The sequence below is a fragment of the Limnobaculum parvum genome, from assembly GCF_003096015.2.
In the GTDB taxonomy this organism is placed as follows: Bacteria; Pseudomonadota; Gammaproteobacteria; order Enterobacterales; family Enterobacteriaceae; genus Limnobaculum; species Limnobaculum parvum.
In genome coordinates this window covers 3,579,982-3,605,962 of sequence record NZ_CP029185.2, presented here as the reverse complement: position 1 = coordinate 3,605,962, position 25,981 = coordinate 3,579,982, and the positions used below count along the sequence as shown (strand labels likewise).

The window sequence follows — 25,981 nt, the reverse complement described above, 5'->3', positions numbered from 1 at the left end:
CCTATCTCATTTCTTGATAAAGGATATTTCAAAGTTTTTCCGCTCAGTATTATAGACGGCACAAAACTTTCCTTTCTCATTAGGACTGTTAAGAATGTGATTCACGATAACCGGTCTTATATTCGTCTTGATATAACCTGGCAAACCTCTGGCTCCGCGTATCAGGTCATAATGATCCTTACAGAAACAGGTAATACATGAATCTTTCATCTCTATTTCCAGACCTCTGGTCTGATAGGAATCATTCAACTTAGTTATTTCTCTACGAATAATCTTCTCAATGACTTCTGGTGGCAATCGCTTGAAATGAAGGATATTTTCGCGGCCATTAAAGCGGTTAAGTAATTCGGAGCGATATGTATTGTTAAGCTCTTCCGTCGCCAGATTATTTGCTTCTTCGTCCGATAACCCTGGATTCAGATAATAAGGCTGACCGATATTGGACGTCATGATGATAATGATGTCTGAAAAGTCTACGGTACGACCGATATTATCGGTAAGCCGACCATCTGACAGTATTTGAAGAAAAATATTGAATACGTCTGGATGGGCTTTTTCTATTTCATCGAACAGGTAAATACCGATAGGATTTTTTCTGACCGAGTTAGTTAGGATCCCACCGGCTTCAAAACCTTCATAGCCCGGCGGTGCACCAATGAGTTTCGCCACCGCATGCTTTTCCATGTATTCAGACATATCGAATCTGATCAGGGATTTTTCATCACCAAAAATATTTTGAGCTAACGCTTTGGCCATCTCTGTCTTACCTACCCCAGAAGGACCGAGGAACAGGTACGATACGGCCGGGCCAGACTCTTGCATGGTGTCTACTTTGGCCACTTTGACTGAGTTAGCGACATGTTTTACCGCATCATTTTGACCAAAAATCCGAGATAACAAATTTGCTTCCAGATTAATCAAATTCTCAACTTCATTCTCATCCAATTTGGTTGAAGGAATGCCTGAGATTTGACTAAATTCTGTAATAATTTCTTGTCTGGTTAGCATCAGATCTTTATTCGCCAAGGCAACCAGCTTTTTATGCTGTTCAGCGTTGGTCGCGATCTCTTTTTCTATCTGGTGGATCTTCTCTTTAATATTGGCTTGCGCAGGAGAATCAAAACCATTGGACGTTAATTGTGCAAATGTTTTGACCGCAGATGATTCAGGACAAAGGTTGTTACTTTCCTCTTCTTGCAGGGTAGCTAACTCATCTTGTAACTGAAAACGTAAGGTTTCTGCATCACGTTGGTACTGATATGTTTTGCTGATTTCTGCTTTCAGATTTCCCCAGTCTCTTTCCCAGATATTAAGCTGGTTTTGCAGCTCCAGACGTTGCGTTTCATCCGTACTATTGGCAATACGAGCAGTGAGATCGGCAATTTTAGGATGATGCTTATGCGCATACTGACGATAGCTTGCCAGTGCGCGGTCAAGCAACGAAATGGCTCTTTGTGGTTGTGCTCCGCCTAAACCTAAGCTGTCTCTATATTTGCTGGTTAGGTGAATAGCTTCTTCAATGGCCGTCGCATCAATTGCAATTTTATGATGAATGGAGAGTGACTCAGATACGTGATTGACAATCAGCGTTAAATTTTCGCCGACAGGCTCTGCCACATCATAGAGCGTGTACATCTCGGAAATGACAGAGTTCCATTTAAACACCGAACTCAAATGCTCGTCGCGTACCTCAAGAATGACCTGAAAATCCTTAGATTTGTCAGCATTATTTATGGCGTTCATAAAGTGGGAATTCCCAGTGTTATGTGCCGCCTCTAAAAAATTGTATGTATCTGTGATGATCAGTACAGACTCTGGTGTTTGCACCAGCTTTTTTAGCATCCTCTGGAATTCATCATTAATCTTGTTGCTGTCACCGCTGGAAAATAAAGAGTCGGTGTTTAACCAGAATAGTTTTTTTACGATGATGTCAAAAGGTGTATCTGGTAACTCTTTCGCTGCCTGCAAACCAAGTGGGAGTATTGAAACTCCCACGCCAGCAGGCCCGGTTAGCAGCAAAGAATTTGATGATTTCCTGATAAGAATAGAGGAAATTCTTTCAAGATCGTGCTCCCGGCCCAACAGTTTAAAATTCTGTATTCTGGCCAGATATTCACGTCCCCTTATTAAATGCATGCTAAATTCCCTTTATCACAGCTTGAATGGAGAAGTACTACCTGTTGATGTCGTTTTTGCTGGCTCTGCTTTTTGAGACAGAACATCACCCGTTACGGCTACAAAGTCTCTGGTGTCCGCTTGAACATCTTTGGCCATTTTCTCTATTTCTTCGAGATTTGCTCTCATGGTTTCAAGAGCTGTGCGGGTAATTTCAGTCGCTTCACGTTGGGTATCACCGAATTCAGCCAAGTTCTGCAGCATTGCTTCCAGATCGTAATTAATATCATCACGGCCCGTAGCAATACGGATAGCTTCATTTTTAGCAATATCATTGGTTACTTTGGCCATTTCCGCCAGAGTATTGCCAGCCATCGATTGGGCTTCGTTGATTGCTGCTGAGTTTACTGCGGTAACCACCACGCTGAGCTGGGAAGCGACCGATGCAATACCTCTGGAGTGCATTGCTCTGGCGCTTTCTACCTGCTTCTTGGTTGAGGCCTGCATGTTTCTGATTTTAATCGCTTCAGTCGTTAGCTCGCCATAAGTCTGCATCGTATCTACGGTTGCAGTGGATACCGTATCAATGTGTTCATCCAGATTCCGGCACGTTTCTTCGTGCTTCATGGATACCAGTAGATTGTCACCAGCATCAACTTCGGCTAACTCTTTTCTGCGTTCCCGATGGATATCTTCTACTTTTTTGGTTGCTTCATTCATTACGGCGTAAATCTGAACCATATTTCCGTTGTTGTCTCCGAGGCCTTCTATCTGTTTTACCATTTTTTCTAAATGGCCTCTGATGGTTCCGAAGCGCTCCTTACCTTGATTGACGAACTTAAGTGCAGAGTCCACCATTTTGGCCTGACGCTGAGTATGCTCATCAGAGGTCAGGTTCAATAATTCTTTCAGTTTCTCAGTTTCGAAGGACTGGGAGCGTAAAGAGATATGTTCTGCGATTTCTTGAGTAAGAGCGTTAAGTTCAGCTCGTTTGCTTGCGCTTTCGGCCTGAAGTTTTTCAATTAGAGCTTCATTGGACAGAATCTGGGCTTTAGATGTTGGTTTGATCTGGCCAAAACCGAAAAAGCTTTTATCCTGAGACAGGCTAAAAATAGAATTTTGTAGCTCAGTTATCTGAACTTCAATAGCCGCAATGTCTTCGGTTAGTGTCTTTTTGAGTTCGTTTTTTGCAGTCTCCCATTCTTTATCGGCTTTGATCTGCGCCAGAGCATTTCTTGTTTCACCACTTTGGCGTAATTTATATAAAGCGTCTGTAATTTCTGTGAGAGGAGTAATTTGCTCAATAAAGTTATTCAAATCATCATTAAAGTCAGAATAGACTTTTTGTAATTCTGCGAAAACTTCGGTGTCCGTCATCTGAATGCGCTGTTTGGACATTTCCTCAGAAATGGATTGCAAATACTCTTTGAAAGCATCGAATTCTTGTATTCTGGCTCTGTCACTTTCTTTATCGTTGGTGAATTCCAGTATTTTTGTCAGTTCTTCTACTTTATTTTCAAGCGATAAATTATCTGAAAAAACAACCTTAAAGAAAGAGTTTTCATTAATATCAGCAGAGGTAGTTTCTGATCGGGCGTTTTTTACTCGGGGTCTGGTTGAGAGCTCATCTTTCTCGGAAGATGCCAATTTTTTACTTGTAGCTTCGGTCATATTTTCGTTTCCTTGAAGATATTAGACACAATGAGATATGCCTTAAAAATAGATAGTTACAGTTCACCTGATGAAGGTTGTCCCTCAGACGCCACATTCACACGATAATGCCGCGCATTATGTTATCAGATGGCCTTTTTATCAAGCTTGTGTGGCTAGATAAGAAATCAAAGCAGTATTGTTCCAACCGTGGGTGTATTGTCCACTTCCCTATATTTAGGACAGTAAGTTATTAGAGTTTTCCAGTTGTTTCCGATAAGCTGTTGGTGGCATATTTCCTAAGCTTTCATGTGTTCTTTCATCGTTATAATCTTGTTGCCAAAACCAAGCCATTTCCCGTACTTGGCTTAATGAGTCAAATAAATAGGCATTTAAAAATTCGCGACGAAACGAACCATTAAATCGCTCAATAAAACCATTTTGCGTGGGTTTCCCAGGCTGAATGTGAACTAATTTCACATTGTTTTCTTCACAATAATTCAATAAGTTAATAGAAATAAGCTCGGGGCCATTATCAACCCTAATTTGCTTTGGTAACCCACGCTCTTCTTTTAAACGTTCAAGAACCCGAATAACTCGTTCTGCGGGTAACGATGTATCAATTTCGATAGCTAAACATTCCCGAGTTCCTTCATCCAAAATATTTAATGTTCTAAAGCGTTTTCCACAATGCAAAGCATCATGCATGAAATCCAACGCCCATTGAGCATTTGCCATTTTAGCGACTGACAATGGCTGTTTTTCTCGTTTTGGCAGAATCTTTTTAACCCGGCGTCGTAAATTCAGTCCTAAACGGCAATAAACCCGATAAACGCGTTTATGATTAAAATAATAGCCTTGAAAGCGAAGTCGAAAATAACATTTCCAAAAACCAGCTTGAGGCGATTTAGCTAAAACTGATTGAATCGCTGTAATCACCTGACTATCTTTTTCTTTCCAATCAATGCATTGTCGATAATAAACTGAGCGTGTTAATGCCGTCATCTTGCAAGCTTTTATGACAGATAATCCTGAGGTAACGAGTATTTTTGCGCAGGATTTTTTCTCTGTCATCACCAACCCTTTTTGCAAAGAGCTCCTTCATAGCATGATTTTCCAGACTGACATCAGCAAACATCTTTTTCAATTTAGTATTTTCTTCTTCAAGCTCTTTAATTCTTTTTATATCAGCCGCTTCCATCCCACCATACTTTGACTTCCAGTTATAATAGGTTGCGCTACTAATGCTATTTTGACGGCAAATATCATCCACTTTTACCCCAGAATCAGCGAGTTTTAAGATATTAACAATTTGGGTCTCAGTAAAACGGATCTTTTTCATAAATACTCCTGCAGTTAAGTAAGGCAGAAAGTCTAATTATAATTGTCTCATTTTAAGGGAAGTGGACACCCCATTTCCTGCGATACACATTCCATACCCGCATACAACTCCATGTAAATCCCCCCAACCTATTTCATTCACAAAAACTCAGGAATATAGTCACCTCGCTACGGCAAAATCCGTAGCCGGAGTTAGCGTTCCGAGACTTACACGATGACATTATGTGATAATGTCATGCGCTTTGATTCACCCCGAATAATGGTGGCTCAGGCAGGGGCTTCGAAAGAAGCGCCGGATTCGTGTAAGCCGGTACGCTAACCCTGTCTGAGCTACCACCCGAGTTTAGCGTCTTGGGTGGTTATCTGAATCTTACTTACACGAGATATTAATGATGACTAACACCCTTACCCAAACCACCCCCGACACCTCAATCACCATCCTCCGCACCCTAATCGCCGATCTGCAATACACTCAACTTAGCGACATCGAACTACACGACCTTAGCAGCATCGCCGCCGAATCCATCGAAGGGTTATGCCACGGGCTGTTACATACAGGAGAGTCACTGGAAAACGGAATTCAACCCCAACCACAAAACCTCGGACAACTCGGCGCATGGCTAAAAGCCTCCGCCCATATCATCCCCATACTGCTTGAGCTATACGAACAATCAACCACCCAGCTATTTCAGATGCAGAACCAAAACGTGAATCACGGTTAATCAATACGAAAAAGGGATCGCCATAGCTATCCCTTTAAATAGAACAAAATGCAGATATCCCAGTGAAACAACAAAGGCAAAAGTGTTATGGCGACAATACATTTTCGTATAGATGAAGAACTACAAAGCAGCACTAATGATAACTGGCTGGAACAACAGATAAATCAGGCATTCAGCTACTACGATGAAGGGAAGGCAGAGTTTATTAATAATGATGAAATGACCCAGCAAATGGATACCCTAAAAACGCTGACAGTTCAGGGCAAACTATAACGGTTTTATTAGCCCTAAAAGCCAATCGTCGGGAGAGCTTTCCGTTGGGGTCGACTTGGCGTAAGCCAACGAAGTGCCCCTAGGAAAGGTAGGCCCGACGCACTCCAAAGCTAAGTACATGGCCCTACCGGCCGAGCACAATGGTTATATGTCCGTATTGCATTTACGGCCGGAATATCCACAAAATCTAACTAACAATAATCCTCTCCGGACAGGTATAAACCGTCGCCCGCCCCGGCTTACTAAACCCCACCAACGTCAAATTACACTCTTCCGCCACCTTCACCGCCAGCGACGTCGTCGCCGAAACCGCAAACAAAATCTCAACCCCACACATCGCCGCTTTCTGCACCATCTCATAACTGGCACGGCTAGAGACTAACACCGCACCCTGCTGCCAACCCTGCTTCGCCCGCACACCCAACAGCTTATCCAGTGCCACGTGACGACCCACATCCTCACAGCCGCCCAGCATCTGCCCTTCAGGAGAAACCCAACCCGCAGCGTGAGTACAACCGGTCAACTGACCCACGATTTGCACCTTATTCAACTGCGGCAACACACCATCCAACAAACTCAGGTCGAACCGTTGAGTAAACGGCAACGGCTTAAGCGGACGTAAAACCTCACCCAACTGCTCAACGCCGCATACGCCACAACCGGTACGACCGGCCATCGCACGACGCCTCTCCTTCAGCCCCACAAAGCGGCGGGTAGCCAGCTCTATCTCGACTTCAATACCGTTACAACCGTTGCGGACATCAATACCGTAAATCTCTTGCGGTGATTCGATAATTCCCTCGGCCAAAGAGAAACCAATAGCAAATTCTTCTAGCTCTTTTGGCGTGGCCATCATCACCACATGAGCGATACCGTTATAGCTCAATGCAACAGGAACCTCCTCTGCAACCCAGTCTGGCTCTGATGTTTTTAAAGCGTTGTGCCGGCGAACAGCGAGTTGCTTAACGCCAACAACAGATTGAGAACAGTCGTTTTGCACAGGGATATCGGTTTTCACGTATAGACCTTCAAATATTGGGGACTTGATGAATATTATTTTCGAGTTAACATTAGAGGTACAAATGCAACGAAAATAGCCAACAAAAAGTTAAATCTTGTAACATTCACGAGATGGATCAAGTTAATCACTATTCTATCTTCGTACAATAATAATGTCTTTATTGGTTAGTTGAAACAACTGGCGCATCGGGTGAAAAAGACAGTCTATTGGTTATATTTTTTCTTTTTTGGTTCGATTTGCTAAGAAAGCAGTAACAAATTGCTAAATAATCCTTAAGCAAGTGACCGGCAACGTGTTTGTACGTGAATTTATTCGAGCAATGTATCAGTAATAAGAAAAAGGAGAAAACCATGCAGGTCAGCAGAAGGCAGTTTTTTAAAATCTGCGCTGGCGGTATGGCAGGTACAACGGCAGCAGCGCTAGGGTTTGCACCCTCAATGGCGCTGGCAGAGACGCGTAGCTATAAGCTGCTGCGCGCTCAGGAAACACGTAATACCTGTACCTACTGTTCAGTGGGATGTGGGCTGTTAATGTACAGCATGGGTGATGGTGCCAAGAATGCCAAAGCCAGCATCTTCCACATCGAGGGAGATCCGGATCATCCGGTCAACCGTGGCGCGCTTTGTCCTAAAGGGGCAGGGCTTATCGATTATGTTAACAGCGCAAGTCGCCTGAAATACCCGGAATATCGTGCTCCAGGTTCTGACAAATGGCAGAGAATCAGCTGGGACGATGCCTTTAACCGTATCGCCAAATTAATGAAGGCAGACCGTGACGCGAACTTCCAGCAAACCTCGGCAACGGGCGTCACCGTTAACCGTTGGTTAACCACCGGATTACTCGCCGCCTCTGCTTCCAGCAATGAAAATGGTTTACTGACTCAGAAATTTTCGCGGGCGCTCGGTATGCTCGCGGTCGATAACCAAGCTCGCGTTTGACACGGACCAACGGTAGCAAGTCTTGCTCCAACATTTGGTCGCGGTGCGATGACCAACCACTGGGTTGACATCAAAAACGCAAACCTTGTCGTCGTGATGGGCGGTAACGCAGCAGAAGCACACCCGGTAGGATTCCGCTGGGCGATGGAAGCGAAAATCCATAACAACGCTAAGCTGATCGTCATCGATCCACGCTTCACCCGTACGGCCTCCGTTGCCGATTTTTATACGCCGATTCGTTCCGGTACTGATATTGCGTTCCTGTCAGGGGTTATTCTTTACCTGATGGAAAACAACAAGATCAATGCTGAATATGTGAAGGCCTACACCAACGCCAGCCTGCTGGTGCGTGAGGACTTTACCTTTGAAGACGGGCTGTTCAGCGGCTATGACGCAGAAAAACGTCAGTATGATAAAACCACCTGGAACTATCAGGTTGGTGAAGACGGTTTCGCCAAGCGCGACCCGACGCTGACCGATCCAAACTGCGTATGGAACCTGATGAAAAAACACGTCAGTCGCTACACCCCTGAAGTGGTCAGTAATATCTGTGGTACGCCGCAGGATGACTTTATCAAGGTGTGTGAACTGATTGCTGAAACCAGCGCCGTCGATAAAACCACCTCGTTCCTGTACGCCCTAGGCTGGACTCAGCACTCCGTGGGCGCTCAGAACATTCGTACCATGGCCATGATTCAGCTGCTGCTGGGTAACATGGGTATGGCTGGCGGTGGGGTTAACGCCTTACGTGGTCACTCCAACATTCAGGGGCTGACTGACCTTGGCTTACTGTCACAGTCTCTGCCGGGTTATCTGACCTTACCGTCAGAAAAACAGCCAACATTGCAAACTTATCTGGATGCCAGCACCCCGAAAAAAGCGCTGGCGGATCAGGTGAACTACTGGGGTAACTATCCGAAATTCTTTATCAGCATGATGAAGAGCTTCTATGGTGATAAAGCCCAGAAAGACAACGATTGGGGCTATGACTGGTTGCCTAAATGGGATCAGGGCTACGATGTTCTGAAGTATTTCGAAATGATGGATCAGGGCAAAGTGAATGGCTATATCTGCCAGGGCTTTAACCCGGTTGCCTCGTTCCCTGATAAAAATAAAGTGGTTCGTTCACTGTCTAAACTGAAGTACCTAGTGACCATTGACCCGCTGAACACCGAAACGGCCGAGTTCTGGCAAAATCATGGTATGCAAAACGACGTGAAACCAGCGGAAATTCAAACCGAAGTGTTCCGTCTGCCATGTACCTGCTTTGCTGAAGAAGATGGTTCTATCGTTAACTCCGGCCGCTGGTTGCAGTGGCACTGGAAGGGCGGCGAACCACCGGGAGAAGCCAGAACTGACGGCGAAATCTTGGCCGGTCTGTTATTCAAAATCCGTGAGCTGTACGCACAAGATGGCGCTAATGCCGTAGGTGTCGAGCCGCTGATGAATATGACTTGGAACTACTTGGAACCAATGCATCCTCAGTCAGAAGAGATGGCGAAAGAGTCTAACGGTCGTGCGCTGGTGGATATCACTGATGCCACCGGTAAAGTGATCCTCAAGAAAGGCCAACTGCTTGATAGCTTTGCTCAACTGCGGGATGACGGCACCACCTCCAGCGCCTGTTGGATTTACACCGGCAGCTGGACTGAAGCCGGTAACCAAATGGCTCGTCGTGATAACTCTGATCCATCCGGTCTGGGTAACACGCTGGCGTGGTCATGGGCATGGCCGCTTAACCGCCGTATTCTGTATAACCGTGCGTCAGCGGATCCACAGGGTAAAGCATGGGATCCAAAACGTAAGCTGATCGAGTGGGATGGCACTAAGTGGACAGGTATTGATGTTCCTGACTACAGCGCCGCACCTCCGGGCAGCGACGTTGGGCCATTTATCATGCAAAACGAGGGCATGGGCCGTCTGTTTGCGACCGATAAAATGGCGGAAGGTCCGTTCCCTGAGCACTATGAGCCGTTTGAAACGCCAATCAGCACTAACCCGCTGCATAAAGACGTGATCTCTAACCCGGCTGCCCGTGTATTTAAAGCAGACCTAGCCAATATGGGTACGGCGAAAGACTTCCCGTATGTGGGCACCACCTATCGCCTAACGGAGCACTTCCACTACTGGACTAAGCACTCCGTACTGAACGCCATTACTCAACCGGAGCAGTTTGTTGAAATCGGTGAAGGTTTGGCGAAGGCGAAAGGTATCCAGCATGGTGATACGGTGAAAGTCAGCTCTCAGCGTGGCTATATTGAAGCCAAGGCCGTGGTGACCAAGCGTATCCGCACTCTGAAAGTCAACGGTCAGGATGTGGAAACCGTCGGTATTCCGATTCACTGGGGCTTTGTCGGCGCAGCCAAAAAAGGCTATCTGGCTAACACCCTGACGCCGTTCGTCGGCGATGCCAACACGCAAACGCCAGAGTATAAGGCGTTCCTGGTTAACGTAGAAAAGGTGTAACGGAGAGAAAATATGTCAATGCAATCTCAAGACATTATTAAGCGTTCCGCTACCAACGCTTTGACGCCGCCTCCACAGGTGCGTCATCACCAGGAAGAAGTGGCGAAGCTGATTGATGTCACCACCTGTATCGGCTGTAAAGCTTGTCAGGTGGCCTGTTCAGAGTGGAATGATATTCGTGATGAAATCGGTCATAACGTGGGGGTCTACGACAATCCGGCAGACCTGAGCGCCAAGTCATGGACTGTGATGCGTTATTCTGAAGTGGAAGAAAACGGCAAGCTGGAGTGGCTGATCCGCAAAGACGGCTGTATGCACTGTAGCGACCCTGGCTGTCTGAAGGCGTGTCCGTCTGCGGGTGCGATCATTCAGTATGCTAACGGTATCGTCGACTTCCAGTCAGAGCACTGTATCGGCTGTGGTTACTGTATCGCCGGTTGTCCGTTCAACGTTCCTCGTCTGAACAAAGAAGACAACCGGGTGTACAAATGTACCCTGTGTGTGGATCGGGTTAGCGTCGGTCAGGAACCTGCCTGTGTGAAAACCTGTCCAACGGGTGCCATTCACTTTGGCACCAAAGAGGCGATGATTGAGCTAGCAGAAGAGCGCGTGGCTGAGTTACATACTCGCGGCTATGCTAACGCGGGCCTGTACAACCCGGCAGGGGTGGGCGGCACACACGTCATGTATGTGTTGCACCATGCCGATCGTCCAGAGCTGTATCACGGCTTACCGAAAGATCCGGTTATCAGCCCAGTGGTTGGCTTCTGGAAAGGCATATTGAAACCACTGTCGGCAGCGGCATTTGTTGCCAGCTTTGCAGGCTTGATTTACCACTATGTCGGCGTTGGGCCGAACAAAGTGGATGAAGACGATGACGAGGAGGGAAATCATGAAGCCAAATAAGCTGATTAAACGCTACTCGTTTATCGATAGGGCGTGCCACTGGACAGTAGTTATCTGTTTCTTTTTGGTGGCGCTGTCGGGGATTGCGATGTTTTTCCCGACCCTAAGCTGGTTAACCCAGACCTTTGGTACACCGCAGATGGGGCGTATTCTGCACCCCTTCTTTGGCGTGCTGATTTTCTGTGTACTGGTGTTGATGTTCTTCCGCTTTGTGAAACACAACATCCCGAAGAAAGAGGATATCAGTTGGTTCGTCCATATTGTTGAAGTACTGAAAGGTAACGAACATAAAGTGTCTGACGTGGGTAAATATAACCCGGGTCAGAAGGCAATGTTCTGGAGCATCATGGGGTTAATCCTTGTTTTGCTGGTGAGCGGCGTGATTATCTGGCGTCCTTACTTTGCTGAGTTCTTCCCAATATGGGCTATTCGCTTAGGTTTGATGATTCATGCCGTAGCGGCTATTGTGCTGATCCACGCTATCCTTATCCATATTTATATGGCATTCTGGGTGAAAGGTTCTATAACCGGGATGATAGAAGGCAAGGTCAGCCGTAAGTGGGCTGCCAAGCATCATCCTCGTTGGTATCGTGAAGTTGTAGCCGAGGAAGAAAAAAAAGAATGAGTAGTATCCGCATCGTCTCCCCGGACGAAGTGGCAAAAACGGCGGGAGCAATCCCGCCGTTGTTATTTGCCAATTTAAAGAGTCTCTATTCGCGTCGTGCCGAGCGCCTGCGCCAACTGGCTGAAAATCATCCGTTAGGCGATTACTTGACGTTTGTCGCGACGGTGGTAGATGCCCAGAGCCATGCTCAACATGACCATCCGTTAAAAATCGATCTTGCCGAGACGTTGACCATCTCGGCGGCTACCGGAAATCCTCCGCTGTCGGTGAAGTATTTTCCGCGCACTCAGCACTGGCAACAGCTGCTGTCGGCGATTATTGCCGAGCTGGAACCGGAAGCTCCGGAGCATGTATTACCGGTTCTGGAATCGCTGAAGAAGATGAGTACTCAGGCGCTGGAAAATCTGGCGACTGACCTGCTAACCGGCGAAATCGGTAAAGTAGGCAGTGATAAAGCGCCTTTCCTGTGGGCGGCACTGTCGGTTTACTGGGCGCAAATGGCGACTCAAATACCGGGCAAGGCCCGCGCAGAATATGGTGAAGCCCGTCATAACTGCCCTATTTGCGACAGCGCACCGGTTGCCAGCATGGTACATATTGGTACTGAATCGGGATTACGCTACCTACATTGCAGCCTGTGCGAAAGCGAATGGCACATGGTGCGGGTGAAGTGCTCCAACTGCGAACAAACCGGTAAGCTGAACTACTGGTCTCTGGATAGCGAAAATGCCCCTGTCAGAGCAGAAAGCTGCGGCGACTGTGGAAGCTACCTGAAGATTCTCTATCAGGAAAAAGACCAGTACGTTGAGCCAGTGGCCGATGATTTAGCCTCGCTGGTGCTGGATGCTAAAGTCGAGGAAGAAGGTTTCGCCCGCAGTGCGGTGAATCCGTTCCTGTTCCCTTCGGGGGAGTAGTTAGTTTTCTGATATATTAAAAACAAACAGTGGGTGTTTTTCTGTAATGCCCACTGATTTGTTGATATCTATTTTGTGATACATCTCTATAATCGAAAATTGATTCGATCATTATAAAAACTCTTCGTCCCTTCCTTGTTGAAATATTTATACCATTTCACTGATGTTTATCATGTGTGTAGATAATATCAGGCCATACTTAATGCTTTTAATAGTCAGGTTATTTTCTGGTAGAGTAGTTATCAATTTTGCTGGGTAAATCCGGTTATCTTAACCAGATAATGGGATAATGCAGAAATTGTTAATCAGAACACTTGGTTAGTCGAAAGGAATCAAGTATATGGCTGATATTCGTACACAACAATTTCTTTATCACTTGACCGATATAAACAATTTAAGAAGTATTTTTGCCGAAGGGCTAAAACCACGTAGCCTTTTACATGGTTTTTCAGATGTTGCCGATCCTGAAATTATATCGTCACGCCGAACTCTGAAGTTAGACCAATATGTCCCTTTTCATTTCTTCGCCAGAAATCCCTTTGATGGGAGGGTGTCTATTAATAATAAAGATAAAATATTTGTACTGATTACTGTTCATCGGAACTATGCGCAAGTTAATAACTGGTCGATAATTCCTAGGCATCCCTTGTCAGGAAGTCATATTACTTTATTAAATTATGATGAAGGAATGGCTCAAATTGACTGGAATACCATGAATCGGCGAGCTTATGAAGATGATGAATGTAAGTGTGTCTGTATGGCCGAATGTTTATCTCCAAATACTGTATCTGCTAACCATTTTCATAGCATTTATGTTCCTGATAGTACAGCAGAAAGAATCGTCCTTGCCTTAAAGCAAGAATATAATTTAAACATGTTTATCAATAATAATTCGCATATGTTTCTTGGAACCTAACGATGGCTTATGATTATAGTGGCAGTCTCAATCCAGAAAAAGCGTTGATTTGGCGTATTGTCCATCGAGATAATATACCATGGCTATTGGATAACGGATTGCATTGTGGCCATAGTTCTGTACACACAGATAATTGGATTAATATTGGGAATCCAGAGTTGATCAACAAGCGGTCTATGCATCCAGTATCTGCTGGCGTGGGCGGGATGTTACATGATTATGTACCATTCTATTTTACTCCCTTTTCTCCGATGCTGATGAATATCCATAGTGGACATGGGGGAATTAAGCAACGCCCTAATGAAGAGGTGGTAATTTTGGTTAGCAGTTTACATCATGTGGCTGCACAAAATGTCCCGTTTGTGTTTACAGATAGCCATGCTTACTATCATTGGGCAAACTATTATACCGATCTGGCAGATTTGCACCGAATTGATTGGCGTATATTACAAACTCGGGATTTTCGACGAGACCCGGAAGATCCTGCCAAGTTTGAGAGATATCAGGCAGAGGCTTTGGTCTACAAGCATATTCCAGTCTCATTGCTGGGTGGGATGGTGTGCTACAATGACGATGTAAAAGTACAATTAGAATACTGGTTATCACAACGTAATTTGAAAATGCCCGTTTATGCTCGGGCTGGGTGGTATTTCTCATGATTAATTATACACAAGGCAATTTGCTGGATGCACCTGTAGAAGCATTGGTGAATACGGTTAATACCATGGGGATCATGGGTAAAGGTATTGCTCTCATGTTTAAAGAGCGTTTTCCTAATAATATGAAGGCATATTCTCTTGCTTGCAAACAGCAGCAGGTAACTACAGGGAAGATGTTTATTACTGAAACGGGTGAATTGATGGGGCCTCGTTGGATTGTTAATTTCCCAACTAAGCAACATTGGCGAGCAGATTCCAAAATTGAATGGATTGAAGAAGGTTTACAAGACTTACGTCGTTTTCTACTCGAAGAACAGGTGAACTCTATTGCTATTCCTCCTCTAGGGGCGGGGCATGGTGGCTTGGCATGGCCAAGCGTTAGAGTACAAATTGAAAATGCACTTGCTGACCTTCATGATATTGATATTTTTATTTATGAGCCAACAAAAAAGTATCAGAATGTTGCCAAAAGTAGCGGCGTAAAAAAGCTTACACCAGCCAGAGCAATGATTGCTGAGCTGGTACGGCGTTATTGGGTTCTGGGTATGGAATGTAGTTTGTTAGAAATTCAGAAACTAGCATGGTTTCTGCAGCGAGCCATCGATTTGCATCATCAGGAAGATGTGCTGAAGTTACCTTTTGAATCCCATTATTATGGACCATATACACCTAATCTAAATCATTTACTCAATGCACTGGACGGTAGTTATCTTAAATCGGAGAAACGTATACCGGATAGCCAACCTCTTGATGTTATTTGGTTCAACGATCGAGAAAAAGATCATATAAATGCTTATTTACATACAGAGGCTAAGGCATGGCTGCCAGCGCTTGAGCAGGTGAGTGAGCTGATTGATGGTTTTGAGTCTCCATTTGGTATGGAGTTGTTGGCAACTGTTGATTGGCTGTTGACCCGTGAAAACTGTCAACCTACACTGGTTTCAGTTAAAGAAGGGCTAAGAAGATGGCCAGCAGGGGAGCGTTGGGCTTGCCGAAAACTTGAATTGTTTGATGATAATAGTCTGCAATTTGCGATTGATCGAGTGATGACGTTTCATAGTTAAAGATGAAATATTAATTTAGAGTCATTCATACAAAACACCTCTGATATTTATATTCAAATGGCCCGTAAAAATACAAGCCATTTAATCTGTATAAAAGACAAGGTACAACAACGACTACCTCGGAAATATCCACACCTGATCCGCAGGCATCGAGAGCCGACAGTGGCTGCCGCTGGCAGGTTTGGTGGTGCCGAAAGCCCGCAATACCGGAGAGTCTTCATTAGACTCACGGAACAGGTACTCCCAGTGGCTACCGAGGTACATACCGGTAAGCAGCGGCAGTTCCAGACTGTTCTGTTCGGCCGCATCATTGAGTTTCACCTGCTCAACGCGGATCACCGCCGTGACGTTTTGCCCAACTTTCAGCGTGCCACCCGGTTTTCCCCACAGCTTCCAGCTATTTCCCTGAATACAGGCGTAGTCGCCGGCAAGTTCAACAACGTGACCATAAAGTCGGTTGTTGCTCCCCATGAATTCGGCGCTAAACAGCGTGGTAGGGGTGGAGTACATCTCCTGAGGCGTGCCCTGTTGCTCAATCACACCATTATTCAGCAGGAGAATACGATCGGAAATCGCCATCGCTTCGTTCTGGTCGTGGGTCACCATCAGTGCCGATAGCCCTAAATCGACAATCAGACTGCGTAGGAACACCCGTGCCTCTTCGCGCAGTTTGGCATCCAGATTGGAAAGCGGTTCATCCAGCAGCAGCACCGGCGGGTTATAAACCAGTCCCCGGCCAATTGCCACCCGCTGTTGCTGCCCGCCGGATAGCTGGTGAGGGTAGCGCTGGCCTAAGTGGCCCAGCCCCAACTGATCTAGTACCGCCTGAACCCGCAGTTTTATTTCAGCAGTTGAGGTTTTCCGTAGCTTAAGTGGATAGGCGATATTGTCGAAAATGGTCATATGGGGCCACAGGGCATAGGACTGGAAAACCAGCCCTAGATTGCGCTCTTCCACCGGAATTTCCTGATTGGTGCTGCCGTCATACACCACGCGATCCCCAATGATAATACGGCCCTGACAGGGGGCTTCTAACCCAGCGACGGCACGTAACAGCGTGGTTTTACCACTGCCCGATGGACCGAGCAGGGTGACAACTTCGCCTTTTTTCAACTGCATCGAAACCCCTTTTAACACAGGGTTAGTGCCGTAGTTTAAATGCAGACTCTCTACAGTGAGTTCAGTCATTGAGTTTTACTCCAAAACGCAGTGCAATGCCTAAGCCAAACATGACTAAAACAATATTGATAAATGACAGGGCAGCGACGATATCGACCGCACCCGTAGCCCACAGGGAAACCAGCATTGAACCAATGGTTTCCGTGCCCGGTGATAACAGGTATACGCCGGTTGAATATTCCCGCTCAAAGATCAGGAACATCAATAGCCAGGAGCCAATCAGGCCATAACGCGCCAGCGGCACGGTAATCTGCCGGGTAACCTGACTGCGTTGTGCGCCGGTACTGCGAGCGGCTTCTTCCAATTCCGCTCCCACCTGTAACAGGGCTGAGGAAATCAACCGTAGGCCATAGGCCAGCCATACCACGGTATAGGCTAACCAGACGCTGAAGATGGTATTACGGGTTGCCCGCATCCAGACGATAACGTTATCCCGCATCCACTGAGCGCCCGGCAGAACCGACATATAGCCATCCGCCAGCGACTTATCCATCCACATCGGGGTGAACAGAAATACCCATAAGAAGGCCAGACCGGCGAGGATCCCCGGCACCGCCCGAGGGATCAGTACGCTATAGTCAAGAAAACGCGTAGTGCGATCCGGTTTGCGGTGCATTGCCAGACCAATAAAGGTGTAGCAAAGTACCGCCAGCGCCCCGCCGAACACACCGATCGCCACCGAGTTGATAATGGCCCGAATCAGGTTGGGTTGTGAGAATACGGTGCGGAAAGTATCCAGCGATAGCTGATCGAACAGCGAAACGCCAACCCCCCAGTTGGAGACAAACGCCCGCAGCAGTATGCCGGTGAGCGGTACAAAAATGGTCACGATTAGCCATAAAATAACGATGGCGGCAGACACCCAACGCCATTTGCCCAATGGCAGCACGTGCGCCTGTGACGCTTTGCCTTTCACCGTGACAAAGCGGTTAGCCGTTCGCATTAAACGGCGCTGTAGCATGATCAGTGGGATAGTAATACTGATTAACACCACGGCGACTACCGCCATCAGATGGTAAGAAGGAATACCCAGCTTGTTGGTCAGTTTGTATAAGTAGGTCGCCAAGACCAAATTACCTTCAGGATCCCCCAGCACTAACATCAGCCCGAACACTTCCAGACCGAGAAAGAACAGCAAAACTGTGGCGTACAGAATCGCCGGTCTGACCATCGGTAGGCTAACGGAAACCATCACCCGAAACGGCGAAGCACCAGAAATGCGCGCCGCCTCTTCCACATCCGAACCCATATTGCGTAATGCGGATGCGATATACAGATAGGCGTGTGGCACATGCATCAGACCGGCAATAATGATAATGCTGGTCATGGAGTAGATATTCCACGGCACAAATCCAAACAGGTCTTGCATCCACAGTGAGAAGAAACCCACCGGCCCGGCGGCAACCACATAGCCAAATCCCAATACCATTGGGGAGACAAATACCGGCACCAGAATCATCGGTTCTATCCAACGGCGGCCTGGCAGATCGCTTCTGACAATCAGGAACGCCAGAATACTGCCCAGAGGAATAACAATCACCACCAACCCAATAGCCAGAATAAATCCGTTTTTCAGCGCCTTATAAAAGTCCGGATCGTCAAAGACAAAGCGGTAGGCATCGAGGCTGAAGGTTTTGTCGGGAACAAAAAAAGGAGCAGACAGAAAGCTTTGGGTGACAATAAGCGCTAAGGGGCCGTAGATAAACAGTGCCGTTAGCATCACTACTACACCGCGCGGCAAACTCTGCTTTATTTTGCGCAACGAGTACATGATAAAACCCTGTAGAAAAGAGAAGGGTTAACGGCAAGATCGCAGTGACGCTTGCCGTTAGCGTCTTTTGTTATTATTTACCGGTGACAGAACGCCATTTTTTCAGATAGTCCAGACGCTTATTCTGCTCCAGATACTCCAGCAGCGTTTCATTCACTGGGATAGGCTTCAATGAATTACCCAATAATTTGGTGGTGCCCGCGACGTCGTTATCGCCGTTGATATCGTCACGAATTGAGGTGATATTGGCCTGATTGGCGATAATATCCTGACCTTTTTGTGACAGCAGATAATCCAGCCATAGTTTGGCGGCATTGACGTTTTTCGCCTGCTTACTGATAAAGGTCACTCGGGAAAGCACTAGGGTGTAATCCGATGGATAAGCGATGCCCAGTGATGGATCTTTGATAGCGCGGGTTTTCGCATAAGGTTCCAGAATGTTGTAACCGATTAAGTTCTCTCCAGAAGAGACGCGTTCTAGCATGGTACCGGTAGACGATTGCACTACCATGCCTGCACTAGCCACATCTTTTAGATGATCCCAGTATTTCGGATCGTTTTTCATGTCTTCAACCGAGAGCATAAAACCAAGGGCAGATTTCTCAATATCATAAGTGGTGACTTTATTTTTAAATCTGTCCGGCTGACTTTTCACTAATTCACCCAAAGAGGCATGGGATTTAGGGATTTCGTCTTCTTTGATCAGGCGTTTGTTATAGACAAACACCAGCGGTTCATAAGTGGTGCCATAGGCAGTGTCTTTCCATACGGCCCAAGTTGGGATCTTACCGGCTTCCGGCGATTTATAGGTTAATGCATAGTCGGTAGCCAGCTTCAGTCCGGTATCCATAGCTGAACTCCAGACCACATCACCGCTGCCGCTGGATGAGGCTTGCTCGCTGATATAACGGTTATACAGTTCAGTACTGTTCATATCGTTATATTCAACGGTGATATTTGGATAGAGCGTTTCGAACCCTTTAATAATCGGCGCGGCAGCGGCGGTATCGGTGGTGGAATAAATCACCACTTTGCCTTCTTTATTGGCCGCATCCACAATTTTTTGGTAGTCGGCAGGGTAGTTTTCAGGGGCAGCCAGAGCGGAACCAACGGACAGGGTTAGCATACTGACGATGAATAAATTTGATTTCTTGGACATGCTAGTATTCCCATTGTTTATCAGGTTATAGACAAAATTAAGTATGGGTGGAAAGGGGGGGATGACAAGGCAGGGATAGGGCGTTGTTAATTAAATGTGATGAAGTTCAGGTTATTGTTGTTGAGTTGTTAATTTTTGCATTGAGGGTTTGAAGGGAGAGGGGGTTTTGGGGTTGGTAGGTGTGGTTTTTATGGAGTTAATTAAGGGTTTTTAATTAACTGTTTGATAGGTAATGTTTTGTTTGGATAGGTTTTTTCAGGAGAAGGTTTCGTCCACGAATAGTGCAGAGTCCAGATTGGTAGTAGTGGGTGTGGCCGACAGGGAGGCATTTGGGCGAATGCCCCCCTGCACCCCCCGCACCTTTGCACTCGAATCTGTAGTGGTCAAGTATTCCCGGACTCCAACTTAAGTTGTTCTGCAATCATTGGCGGTAATCCACCATTAAAAGCATGTGGTCGCCTTTGATTATAATATTCTAACAAGTAACGGCTTATATCTGATTTCGCTTGCATCAGATTGTGGTAACCCGTTTCCGGAACCCATTCTGTTTTTAAACTTCTGAACAAGCGTTCTGTCGGCGCATTATCCCAACAGTTACCCCGACGACTCATACTTTGCGTTATCTGATAACGCCACAACCTTTGTCTGAAGGCCCGTGCTGTGTACTGGCAACCCTGATCTGAGTGGAGCATCACTCCTTTAGGTTTGCCACGATGTTGCCAGGCCATATCCAGAGCTTTAATCGCTAACCCTGCATCCGCTTTATCTGATAAAGCATAACCAATAACCTTTCGGGCATATAAATCAAGTACCACTGCAAGGTAAATCCAGCACCCAGACCAGATATAAGTAATGTCGCTCGTCCATACCTGATTAGGTCTGGACGGGATAAAATCACGACCCAGTATATTACTTATCTCCGGACGTTCTATTGTCACAGGCTTATAGCGATGTGAACCCGGCTGTTTACTTTGTAACTGCGCTTCTGCCATCAGTCGTCTCACTTTAAAGCGACCAATCACTATCTTTTCCTGACGCAGCATGCCAACAATAGTTCGACTACCGGCTGAGCCCCGACTCTGTTTAAAAAGACTGACAACATGCTGACGAAGCCGCCCCCGCTCCTTATTCACCGTTCTGGATTGGGTGTCATAGAAAGTCGATTTGGAGATATCAAATAATGAGCAGAGCAGCCGGGTTGAGTAACGCTCACTTAATTGGGCTGTCAGCTCATATTTTTGAATTCGTCCGACATTAAGAGAGCGGTAGCCTTTTTTAAGATTTCCTTTTCTAATTCAAGGTGTTTTATTCGTTTCTCCAGAGCCTGAATACGTTGTTGCTCCGCGGTTAAGGCTTGGGTAGTTGGAGTGACACCTTGCTGCTCATATTTCAGTTGTCTTACCCAGCGACGCATCGCTGTTTCACCAACCCCCATTGCTCTGCAAGCTTCAGTCGTGCTATAGCCATGCTCAACAACCAGTGCAGCTGCTTCACGTTTAAACTCTGGGGTAAAATGTCGACGTTCTTTTATCATTATTCACCTCTCTTGATGGTTTGAGTTTACCACCTTAATTGGTGTCCGAGTTTATTAGACCACTACACTCAGTTGTCGGCTGAATTCCAGTGCTCTTTTGAAGGTCAAGGGATAAAGGTCAAGGGATAAAGGTCAACGGACAAGGGCCTAAAAAACTGGAAACTATAAGCTTTCCGTTTCAATTGATTTCATATCAATCACAAACCGGTATTTGACGTCGCTTTTTAGCATTCGGGTATAGGCTTGGTTGATTTCCTGAATGTTGATCATTTCTACGTCGCAGGTGATGTTGTGTTGGGCGCAGAAGTTGAGCATTTCTTGGGTTTCGGCGATGCCGCCAATCAGTGAGCCTGCCAGAGTTTTGCGGCCCATGACGAGCAGTCCGCTGTTCATTGGGGGTTCTACCGGTTCTAGCAGGCCAACCAGTACGCAGGTGCCGTCGCGTTTCAGTGTGGCGAGGTAAGGGTTAAGGTCGTGCTGCTGAGGGACGGTGTCCAGAATAAAATCGAAGTGATTACTTACTGCTTTCATCTGCTCGGCATCGGTGGACAGCACCACGTGATCGGCACCCAGTCGGCTGGCTTCCGGGGCTTTGTTCATTGAGCGGGTGAAGAGGGTGACGTCTGCACCTAGCGCTTTGGCAAATTTCAGCGCCATATGGCCTAAACCCCCTAAGCCGACCACCGCAACTTTATGGCCTTTACCAATCTTCCAGTGGCGTAGCGGTGAATAGGTAGTAATGCCTGCACACAGCAGAGGTGCGGCAGATTTAGGGTCGAGTTTTTCCGGCAGGCGCAGTACAAACTTCTCGGAAACCACGATAGATTCTGAATAGCCACCGTAGGTTGGTGTGCCATCATGGCGATCCTTACTGTTGTAAGTAAAAGTGGCGACGTTTTCACAGAACTGCTCAAGATTATCTCGACAAGAGGCGCAGTGTTGGCAGGAATCCACCATACAGCCAACCCCAACCCAATCTCCCGGTTTATAGTGGGTAACGTTCTTACCTACGGCGGTAACCTGACCGATAATCTCATGGCCGGGAACCACCGGATAAACGGTGCTGTGCCATTCATTACGGGCTTGATGAATATCTGAATGGCAAACGCCACAGTATAAAATCTTGATGGCGACATCGTCTTCCCGCGGGTCACGACGAATGATGGCGTGAAGAGCAACAGGAGATGTAGCGGAAGTGGCAGCAAAGCTGCGAATATTCATAGTCATAGTGATTATCACCTTGTAACGCTGGCGGAATAAAAAAGATGGATGAGCAGAAGTAAAACGTGCCGCATCCATACAGCATAAAAAATTATGCTGACTGCGATTAAGCATAGCCGCCATTAGCTGATTTCACCATTTCGGCGATATCATTCACGCCCTGATAAGCTTACGCTTCACGTTATGGCGCTGAGCCGATATATTAGCGTCATTGATTTTTAACAGGCCGCACTCATGAATCATCAAACTCAATCCCTGTACAGTCAGCTTCCTTCGGTGGATCGCTTACTTAACGAGCCGGATATGGAGCCGTTATTGGCACAATTCGGCCAACACCTGGTGGTGGCGTCATTGCGCCATTTACAGCAGCAGGCCCGACAGGAGATTAGCCAGTTCAATCGATTACCCGAGTGGAGCCACAACTGGATTGAGGCGGTTGGTTGCCATCTGATGCAGAAACAGCGTAGCGGTTTACAGCCGGTATTCAACCTGAGTGGAACCGTACTGCATACCAACCTAGGGCGGGCGCTGTTAGCGGAAGAGGCCATCGATGAGGTTGCTAGCGCTATGCGCTATGCGGTGACGCTAGAGTACGATCTGGATGGTGCAGGGCGCGGCCATCGGGATAATGTGGTTTCCGAGTTATTGAGTGAGTTAACTGGCGCGGAAGCGGCCTGCATCGTGAATAATAACGCCGCCGCGGTGATGCTAATGTTGGCCGCGGTAGCCGCCGACAAAGAAGTTATCGTTTCTCGCGGTGAACTGGTGGAAATTGGTGGCGCGTTCCGAGTGCCGGATGTGATGCGTCAGGCGGGATGTAAGCTGGTGGAAGTGGGCACAACCAACCGTACACATCTGCGTGATTATCGTGAGGCGGTGAGTGACAACACCGGTTTGCTAATGAAAGTGCATACCAGCAATTACAGCATTCAGGGGTTTACCTCAGCGGTAGATGAGCAGGAACTGGTGGTGCTCGGGCGTGAGCTGAATTTACCGGTAGCTACCGATCTTGGCAGCGGCTCACTGATCGATTTACAGCAGTACGATTTACCCGCCGAGCCAATGCCGCAGAATCTGATTGCGGCGGGTGTAGATCTAGTGACTTTCTCTGGCGATAAACTGCTGGGTGGCCCGCAGGCGGGGATTATCCTCGGTTCGAAAAAGTGGATTGAAAAAATCCAGCGTCACCCTCTAAAACGTGCACTGCGCGCTGGAAAACTGACTCTGGCAGCGCTGGAAGCGACATTACGTCTTTATCAACAGCCAGAACGATTGGCGTACTCCCTACCGACTTTACGTCTGTTAAGCCGTGATGCGATCGAAATGAAAGAAATGGCCGCACAGTTGCTTTCCCCCTTGCAGGCTTGTTACGCCGGGCATTTCACCGTACAGGCAGAGCCTTGCCTGTCGCAAATTGGCAGCGGATCATTACCCGTCGATCGCTTACCCAGCTATGCGCTGACTTTCGAGCCAAAAGATGGTCGTGGTCGAACGCTGGAAGCGCTGGCGGAAAAATGGCGAGCCTTGCCAAAACCGGTGATTGGTCGGATACAGGAAGGAAAGCTGTGGCTAGATTTACGCTGCCTTGAAGATGAATCAGAACTGCTGGAGATGCTGTTAGCATGATTATTGCCACCGCCGGGCACGTAGACCACGGAAAATCCACGTTGCTGCAAGCGCTGACCGGTACAAGCAGCACCGACCGCCTGCCGGAAGAAAAACGTCGCGGCATGACCATTGATTTAGGCTATGTCTTCTTACCGCTGGAAGATGGGCAAGTGCTGGGTTTTATCGATGTTCCCGGTCATGAAAAATTTTTAGCGAATATGTTGGCAGGGGTTGACGGTGTTCAGCATGCGCTGCTGGTGGTGGCCTGTGATGATGGCATCATGGCGCAAACCCGTGAACATCTGGCAATTTTGCGACTGGTGGGAATTCCCGCTATTACGGTTGCCCTAACCAAGGCGGATCGGGTAACGCCGGAGCGGGTTGCCAGCGTCAAAAGCCAGATTACCGATGAGCTAAGCGCACAGGGCTGGAATGATTGCCCCATCTTTATTACTGCCGCGCCACAGGGAACGGGCATCGCGGAGCTGCGCGAGCATTTAATCAATTTATATCAGCATCAAAGCGAAGATAACGAAGCGGCGATACACCGTTTTCGTTTGGCGGTTGACCGTAGCTTTACCATCAAAGGCAGCGGGCTGGTGGTAACCGGAACCGCATTTAGCGGGCAGGTTAGCGTAGGGGATACCTTGTGGCTGACCGGCGCTGACCGACCGGTTCGGGTGAGAAGCATTCACGCCCAGAATCAGCCGGCTGAACGCGCCGGTGCCGGTGAGCGTATTGCATTAAATATCACCGGTGATATTGGCAAGCAGGATGTAAAACGCGGGGACTGGCTATTACAACAAACCCCGCCAGAGGCCGGGGACAGAGTTATTGCGGTTCTTCAGTGTGATAAGCCCTTTCGTCACTGGCAGTCGGTCCATTTGCACCACTCGGTTAACCATATCACCGGTCGAATTTCGCTGTTACAGGAAGGGGCCGTTAGCGCGGGTAGCGAAGTTCTCGTGGAACTGGTGTTGGATGAAGCCTTATTGCTGGCGGAGAACGATCGAATTATTGTGCGCGATATCAGCGCCCGTGAAACTCTAGGGGGGGCGCGAGTGCTGTTACTTCAGCCTCCACGCAGAGGCAAGCGCCAGCCGGAATATCTTGAAAAGCTTGCTCAACTCGGTCAGGCACAAAACGATATGCAGGTTTTACAACTGCGTCTGGCGGAAGGTAGCTTGTCCCTTAACGCGTTTGGCTGGGCGCGCCAGTTAACCGATGATGGACTGCAAATGCTGTTAACCGCATCAGGCTGTAAAGTGGTCGGTGATACCGCTCTGCAACAGGAAAAAGTGCAAGAGTTTCAACAGCGGCTGATTGATACCCTAAGAGATTTTCATCAGCAGCATTTGGATCAACTGGGCGTCGGGCGCGCCAGGCTGCGTCGCATGGCGTTACCTTCTGAGCCGGAAGCGTTGGTGTTCTCGCTGATTGATATGCTGTTGGCAGAAAAGCGCCTGAGTAATAGTCGGGGTTGGTTACATCTGCCGGAATTCAGTTTGGCATTCACTCCGGATGAACAGGCGGTGTGGCAACGCGTGGAAGAGAAGTTTGGCGACGATCCTTATTGGGTACGTGATTTAGCCGTCGAGCTGACGCTGGAAGAACAACGGGTGAGAGCCGTACTGCGTAAAGCGGCACAGTTAGGCCATGTTATCGCGGTGGTTCGCGATCGTTATTATCTGAGCGCTCGGATTCGCCAGTTTGCTGATTTAATTCGCACCATGCACACCACTCAGGGAAGTACCTGCGCCGCCGACTTTCGCGACCGATTAGGGGTCGGGCGTAAGTTAGCGATTCAGGTTCTGGAGTTTTTTGACCGCAGCGGCTTTACCCGCCGGCGTGGCAACGATCACTTACTCCGGGATCAGGGATTGTTTCTGGATTAAACCG

At 47.4% G+C, this 25,981-nt stretch carries 20 protein-coding genes; 11 read left to right on the top strand and 9 right to left on the bottom strand.

The window, feature by feature from the left end; all coding sequences use genetic code 11:
• Nucleotides 1-6: 6 nt before the first annotated feature.
• From HYN51_RS15225 to HYN51_RS15215, 3 genes are all read right to left on the bottom strand, one after another.
• Complete coding sequence (locus tag HYN51_RS15225; RefSeq protein WP_108900797.1) at nt 7-2,136, bottom strand: AAA family ATPase; 2,130 nt, start codon at nt 2,134-2,136, stop codon at nt 7-9.
• 15 nt (nt 2,137-2,151) lie between these two features.
• The gene (locus HYN51_RS15220) at nt 2,152-3,786 is read right to left on the bottom strand and encodes a coiled-coil domain-containing protein (RefSeq protein ID WP_108900796.1); all 1,635 of its coding nucleotides are present in this window, start codon (nt 3,784-3,786) and stop codon (nt 2,152-2,154) included.
• 216 nt (nt 3,787-4,002) lie between these two features.
• A protein-coding gene (locus tag HYN51_RS15215) for an IS3 family transposase (protein WP_108900795.1) occupies nt 4,003-5,107 on the bottom strand; the annotation gives its coding sequence in 2 pieces (ribosomal slippage) (nt 4,003-4,855 and nt 4,854-5,107; 1,107 coding nt in all).
• 388 nt (nt 5,108-5,495) lie between these two features.
• Between HYN51_RS15215 and HYN51_RS15210 the strand changes: the two genes are divergently transcribed.
• Together HYN51_RS15210 and HYN51_RS15205 are read left to right on the top strand one after the other, a co-directional pair.
• On the top strand, nt 5,496-5,828 hold the full coding sequence (locus HYN51_RS15210; RefSeq protein WP_329958622.1) for a hypothetical protein: 333 nt from the start codon (nt 5,496-5,498) through the stop codon (nt 5,826-5,828).
• 87 nt (nt 5,829-5,915) lie between these two features.
• Nucleotides 5,916-6,101: a hypothetical protein gene (locus HYN51_RS15205; protein ID WP_108900794.1), complete on the top strand. Its 186-nt coding sequence runs from the start codon at nt 5,916-5,918 to the stop codon at nt 6,099-6,101.
• A 187-nt stretch (nt 6,102-6,288) separates the two neighbouring features.
• On the opposite strand, the gene fdhD is transcribed toward HYN51_RS15205, so the two are convergent.
• Entirely contained in the window at nt 6,289-7,119 is an 831-nt protein-coding gene (fdhD, locus tag HYN51_RS15200) for a formate dehydrogenase accessory sulfurtransferase FdhD (protein WP_108900793.1), read from the bottom strand.
• Between the two features lie 353 nt (nt 7,120-7,472).
• Here fdhD and fdnG point away from each other — a divergent pair, with 353 nt between their 5' ends.
• From fdnG to darG, 7 genes are all read left to right on the top strand, one after another.
• Nucleotides 7,473-10,526: a formate dehydrogenase-N subunit alpha gene (gene fdnG / locus HYN51_RS15195; RefSeq protein WP_108900792.1), complete on the top strand. Its 3,054-nt coding sequence runs from the start codon at nt 7,473-7,475 to the stop codon at nt 10,524-10,526.
• Between the two features lie 12 nt (nt 10,527-10,538).
• Nucleotides 10,539-11,432 carry a formate dehydrogenase subunit beta gene (gene fdxH, locus HYN51_RS15190; RefSeq protein ID WP_108900791.1) on the top strand — a complete coding sequence of 298 codons (894 nt, stop codon included), beginning with the start codon at nt 10,539-10,541 and terminating at the stop codon, nt 11,430-11,432.
• Nucleotides 11,419-12,057 carry a formate dehydrogenase-N subunit gamma gene (gene fdnI / locus HYN51_RS15185; protein ID WP_192878417.1) on the top strand — a complete coding sequence of 213 codons (639 nt, stop codon included), beginning with the start codon at nt 11,419-11,421 and terminating at the stop codon, nt 12,055-12,057. Before fdxH ends, fdnI begins: the two co-directional genes overlap by 14 nt.
• Entirely contained in the window at nt 12,054-12,971 is a 918-nt protein-coding gene (gene fdhE / locus HYN51_RS15180) for a formate dehydrogenase accessory protein FdhE (protein ID WP_108900790.1), read from the top strand. The genes fdnI and fdhE overlap by 4 nt, the downstream gene beginning before the upstream one ends.
• Before the next feature lie 340 nt (nt 12,972-13,311).
• Nucleotides 13,312-13,887 (top strand): DarT ssDNA thymidine ADP-ribosyltransferase family protein, encoded by a 576-nt coding sequence (locus HYN51_RS15175; protein WP_108900789.1) that lies wholly within the window; start codon nt 13,312-13,314, stop codon nt 13,885-13,887.
• Between the two features lie 2 nt (nt 13,888-13,889).
• Nucleotides 13,890-14,546 (top strand): type II toxin-antitoxin system toxin DNA ADP-ribosyl transferase DarT, encoded by a 657-nt coding sequence (gene darT / locus HYN51_RS15170; RefSeq protein ID WP_108900788.1) that lies wholly within the window; start codon nt 13,890-13,892, stop codon nt 14,544-14,546.
• Nucleotides 14,543-15,610 carry a type II toxin-antitoxin system antitoxin DNA ADP-ribosyl glycohydrolase DarG gene (gene darG / locus HYN51_RS15165; protein WP_108900787.1) on the top strand — a complete coding sequence of 356 codons (1,068 nt, stop codon included), beginning with the start codon at nt 14,543-14,545 and terminating at the stop codon, nt 15,608-15,610. The genes darT and darG overlap by 4 nt, the downstream gene beginning before the upstream one ends.
• A gap of 114 nt (nt 15,611-15,724) precedes the next feature.
• Here the strand turns inward: darG and HYN51_RS15160 are convergent, their stop codons facing one another.
• The 5 genes from HYN51_RS15160 to HYN51_RS15140 all read right to left on the bottom strand — a co-directional run bounded on the left by HYN51_RS15160 (nt 15,725) and on the right by HYN51_RS15140 (nt 22,480).
• Complete coding sequence (locus tag HYN51_RS15160; protein WP_108900786.1) at nt 15,725-16,798, bottom strand: ABC transporter ATP-binding protein; 1,074 nt, start codon at nt 16,796-16,798, stop codon at nt 15,725-15,727.
• On the bottom strand, nt 16,791-18,560 hold the full coding sequence (locus HYN51_RS15155) for an ABC transporter permease (protein ID WP_108900785.1): 1,770 nt from the start codon (nt 18,558-18,560) through the stop codon (nt 16,791-16,793). Before HYN51_RS15155 ends, HYN51_RS15160 begins: the two co-directional genes overlap by 8 nt.
• Before the next feature lie 73 nt (nt 18,561-18,633).
• Nucleotides 18,634-19,719 carry an ABC transporter substrate-binding protein gene (locus HYN51_RS15150; protein ID WP_108900784.1) on the bottom strand — a complete coding sequence of 362 codons (1,086 nt, stop codon included), beginning with the start codon at nt 19,717-19,719 and terminating at the stop codon, nt 18,634-18,636.
• Between the two features lie 383 nt (nt 19,720-20,102).
• A protein-coding gene (locus tag HYN51_RS15145; protein WP_108900783.1) for an IS3 family transposase occupies nt 20,103-21,253 on the bottom strand; the annotation gives its coding sequence in 2 pieces (ribosomal slippage) (nt 20,103-21,001 and nt 21,001-21,253; 1,152 coding nt in all).
• Between the two features lie 162 nt (nt 21,254-21,415).
• On the bottom strand, nt 21,416-22,480 hold the full coding sequence (locus HYN51_RS15140) for an NAD(P)-dependent alcohol dehydrogenase (RefSeq protein ID WP_108902088.1): 1,065 nt from the start codon (nt 22,478-22,480) through the stop codon (nt 21,416-21,418).
• A 228-nt stretch (nt 22,481-22,708) separates the two neighbouring features.
• Between HYN51_RS15140 and selA the strand changes: the two genes are divergently transcribed.
• Both selA and selB read left to right on the top strand, forming a co-directional pair.
• A complete protein-coding gene (gene selA / locus HYN51_RS15135; RefSeq protein ID WP_108900782.1) occupies nt 22,709-24,100 on the top strand; it encodes an L-seryl-tRNA(Sec) selenium transferase in 1,392 nt (463 codons plus the stop codon).
• The gene (selB, locus tag HYN51_RS15130; RefSeq protein WP_108900781.1) at nt 24,097-25,977 is read left to right on the top strand and encodes a selenocysteine-specific translation elongation factor; all 1,881 of its coding nucleotides are present in this window, start codon (nt 24,097-24,099) and stop codon (nt 25,975-25,977) included. Before selA ends, selB begins: the two co-directional genes overlap by 4 nt.
• The last annotated feature ends 4 nt before the right edge of the window (nt 25,978-25,981 follow it).

Excerpts from the sequence above, each read along its gene's own strand:
- HYN51_RS15225 (WP_108900797.1), bottom strand. The coding sequence starts at position 2,136 with ATGCATTTAATAAGGGGACGTGAATATCTGGCCAGAATACAGAATTTT.
- HYN51_RS15220 (WP_108900796.1), bottom strand. The coding sequence starts at position 3,786 with ATGACCGAAGCTACAAGTAAAAAATTGGCATCTTCCGAGAAAGATGAG.
- HYN51_RS15210 (WP_329958622.1), top strand. The coding sequence starts at position 5,496 with ATGATGACTAACACCCTTACCCAAACCACCCCCGACACCTCAATCACC.
- HYN51_RS15205 (WP_108900794.1), top strand. The coding sequence starts at position 5,916 with ATGGCGACAATACATTTTCGTATAGATGAAGAACTACAAAGCAGCACT.
- fdxH (WP_108900791.1), top strand. The coding sequence starts at position 10,539 with ATGTCAATGCAATCTCAAGACATTATTAAGCGTTCCGCTACCAACGCT.
- fdnI (WP_192878417.1), top strand. The coding sequence starts at position 11,419 with ATGAAGCCAAATAAGCTGATTAAACGCTACTCGTTTATCGATAGGGCG.
- fdhE (WP_108900790.1), top strand. The coding sequence starts at position 12,054 with ATGAGTAGTATCCGCATCGTCTCCCCGGACGAAGTGGCAAAAACGGCG.
- HYN51_RS15175 (WP_108900789.1), top strand. The coding sequence starts at position 13,312 with ATGGCTGATATTCGTACACAACAATTTCTTTATCACTTGACCGATATA.
- darT (WP_108900788.1), top strand. The coding sequence starts at position 13,890 with ATGGCTTATGATTATAGTGGCAGTCTCAATCCAGAAAAAGCGTTGATT.
- darG (WP_108900787.1), top strand. The coding sequence starts at position 14,543 with ATGATTAATTATACACAAGGCAATTTGCTGGATGCACCTGTAGAAGCA.
- HYN51_RS15160 (WP_108900786.1), bottom strand. The coding sequence starts at position 16,798 with ATGACTGAACTCACTGTAGAGAGTCTGCATTTAAACTACGGCACTAAC.
- HYN51_RS15155 (WP_108900785.1), bottom strand. The coding sequence starts at position 18,560 with ATGTACTCGTTGCGCAAAATAAAGCAGAGTTTGCCGCGCGGTGTAGTA.
- HYN51_RS15150 (WP_108900784.1), bottom strand. The coding sequence starts at position 19,719 with ATGTCCAAGAAATCAAATTTATTCATCGTCAGTATGCTAACCCTGTCC.
- HYN51_RS15140 (WP_108902088.1), bottom strand. The coding sequence starts at position 22,480 with ATGACTATGAATATTCGCAGCTTTGCTGCCACTTCCGCTACATCTCCT.
- selA (WP_108900782.1), top strand. The coding sequence starts at position 22,709 with ATGAATCATCAAACTCAATCCCTGTACAGTCAGCTTCCTTCGGTGGAT.
- selB (WP_108900781.1), top strand. The coding sequence starts at position 24,097 with ATGATTATTGCCACCGCCGGGCACGTAGACCACGGAAAATCCACGTTG.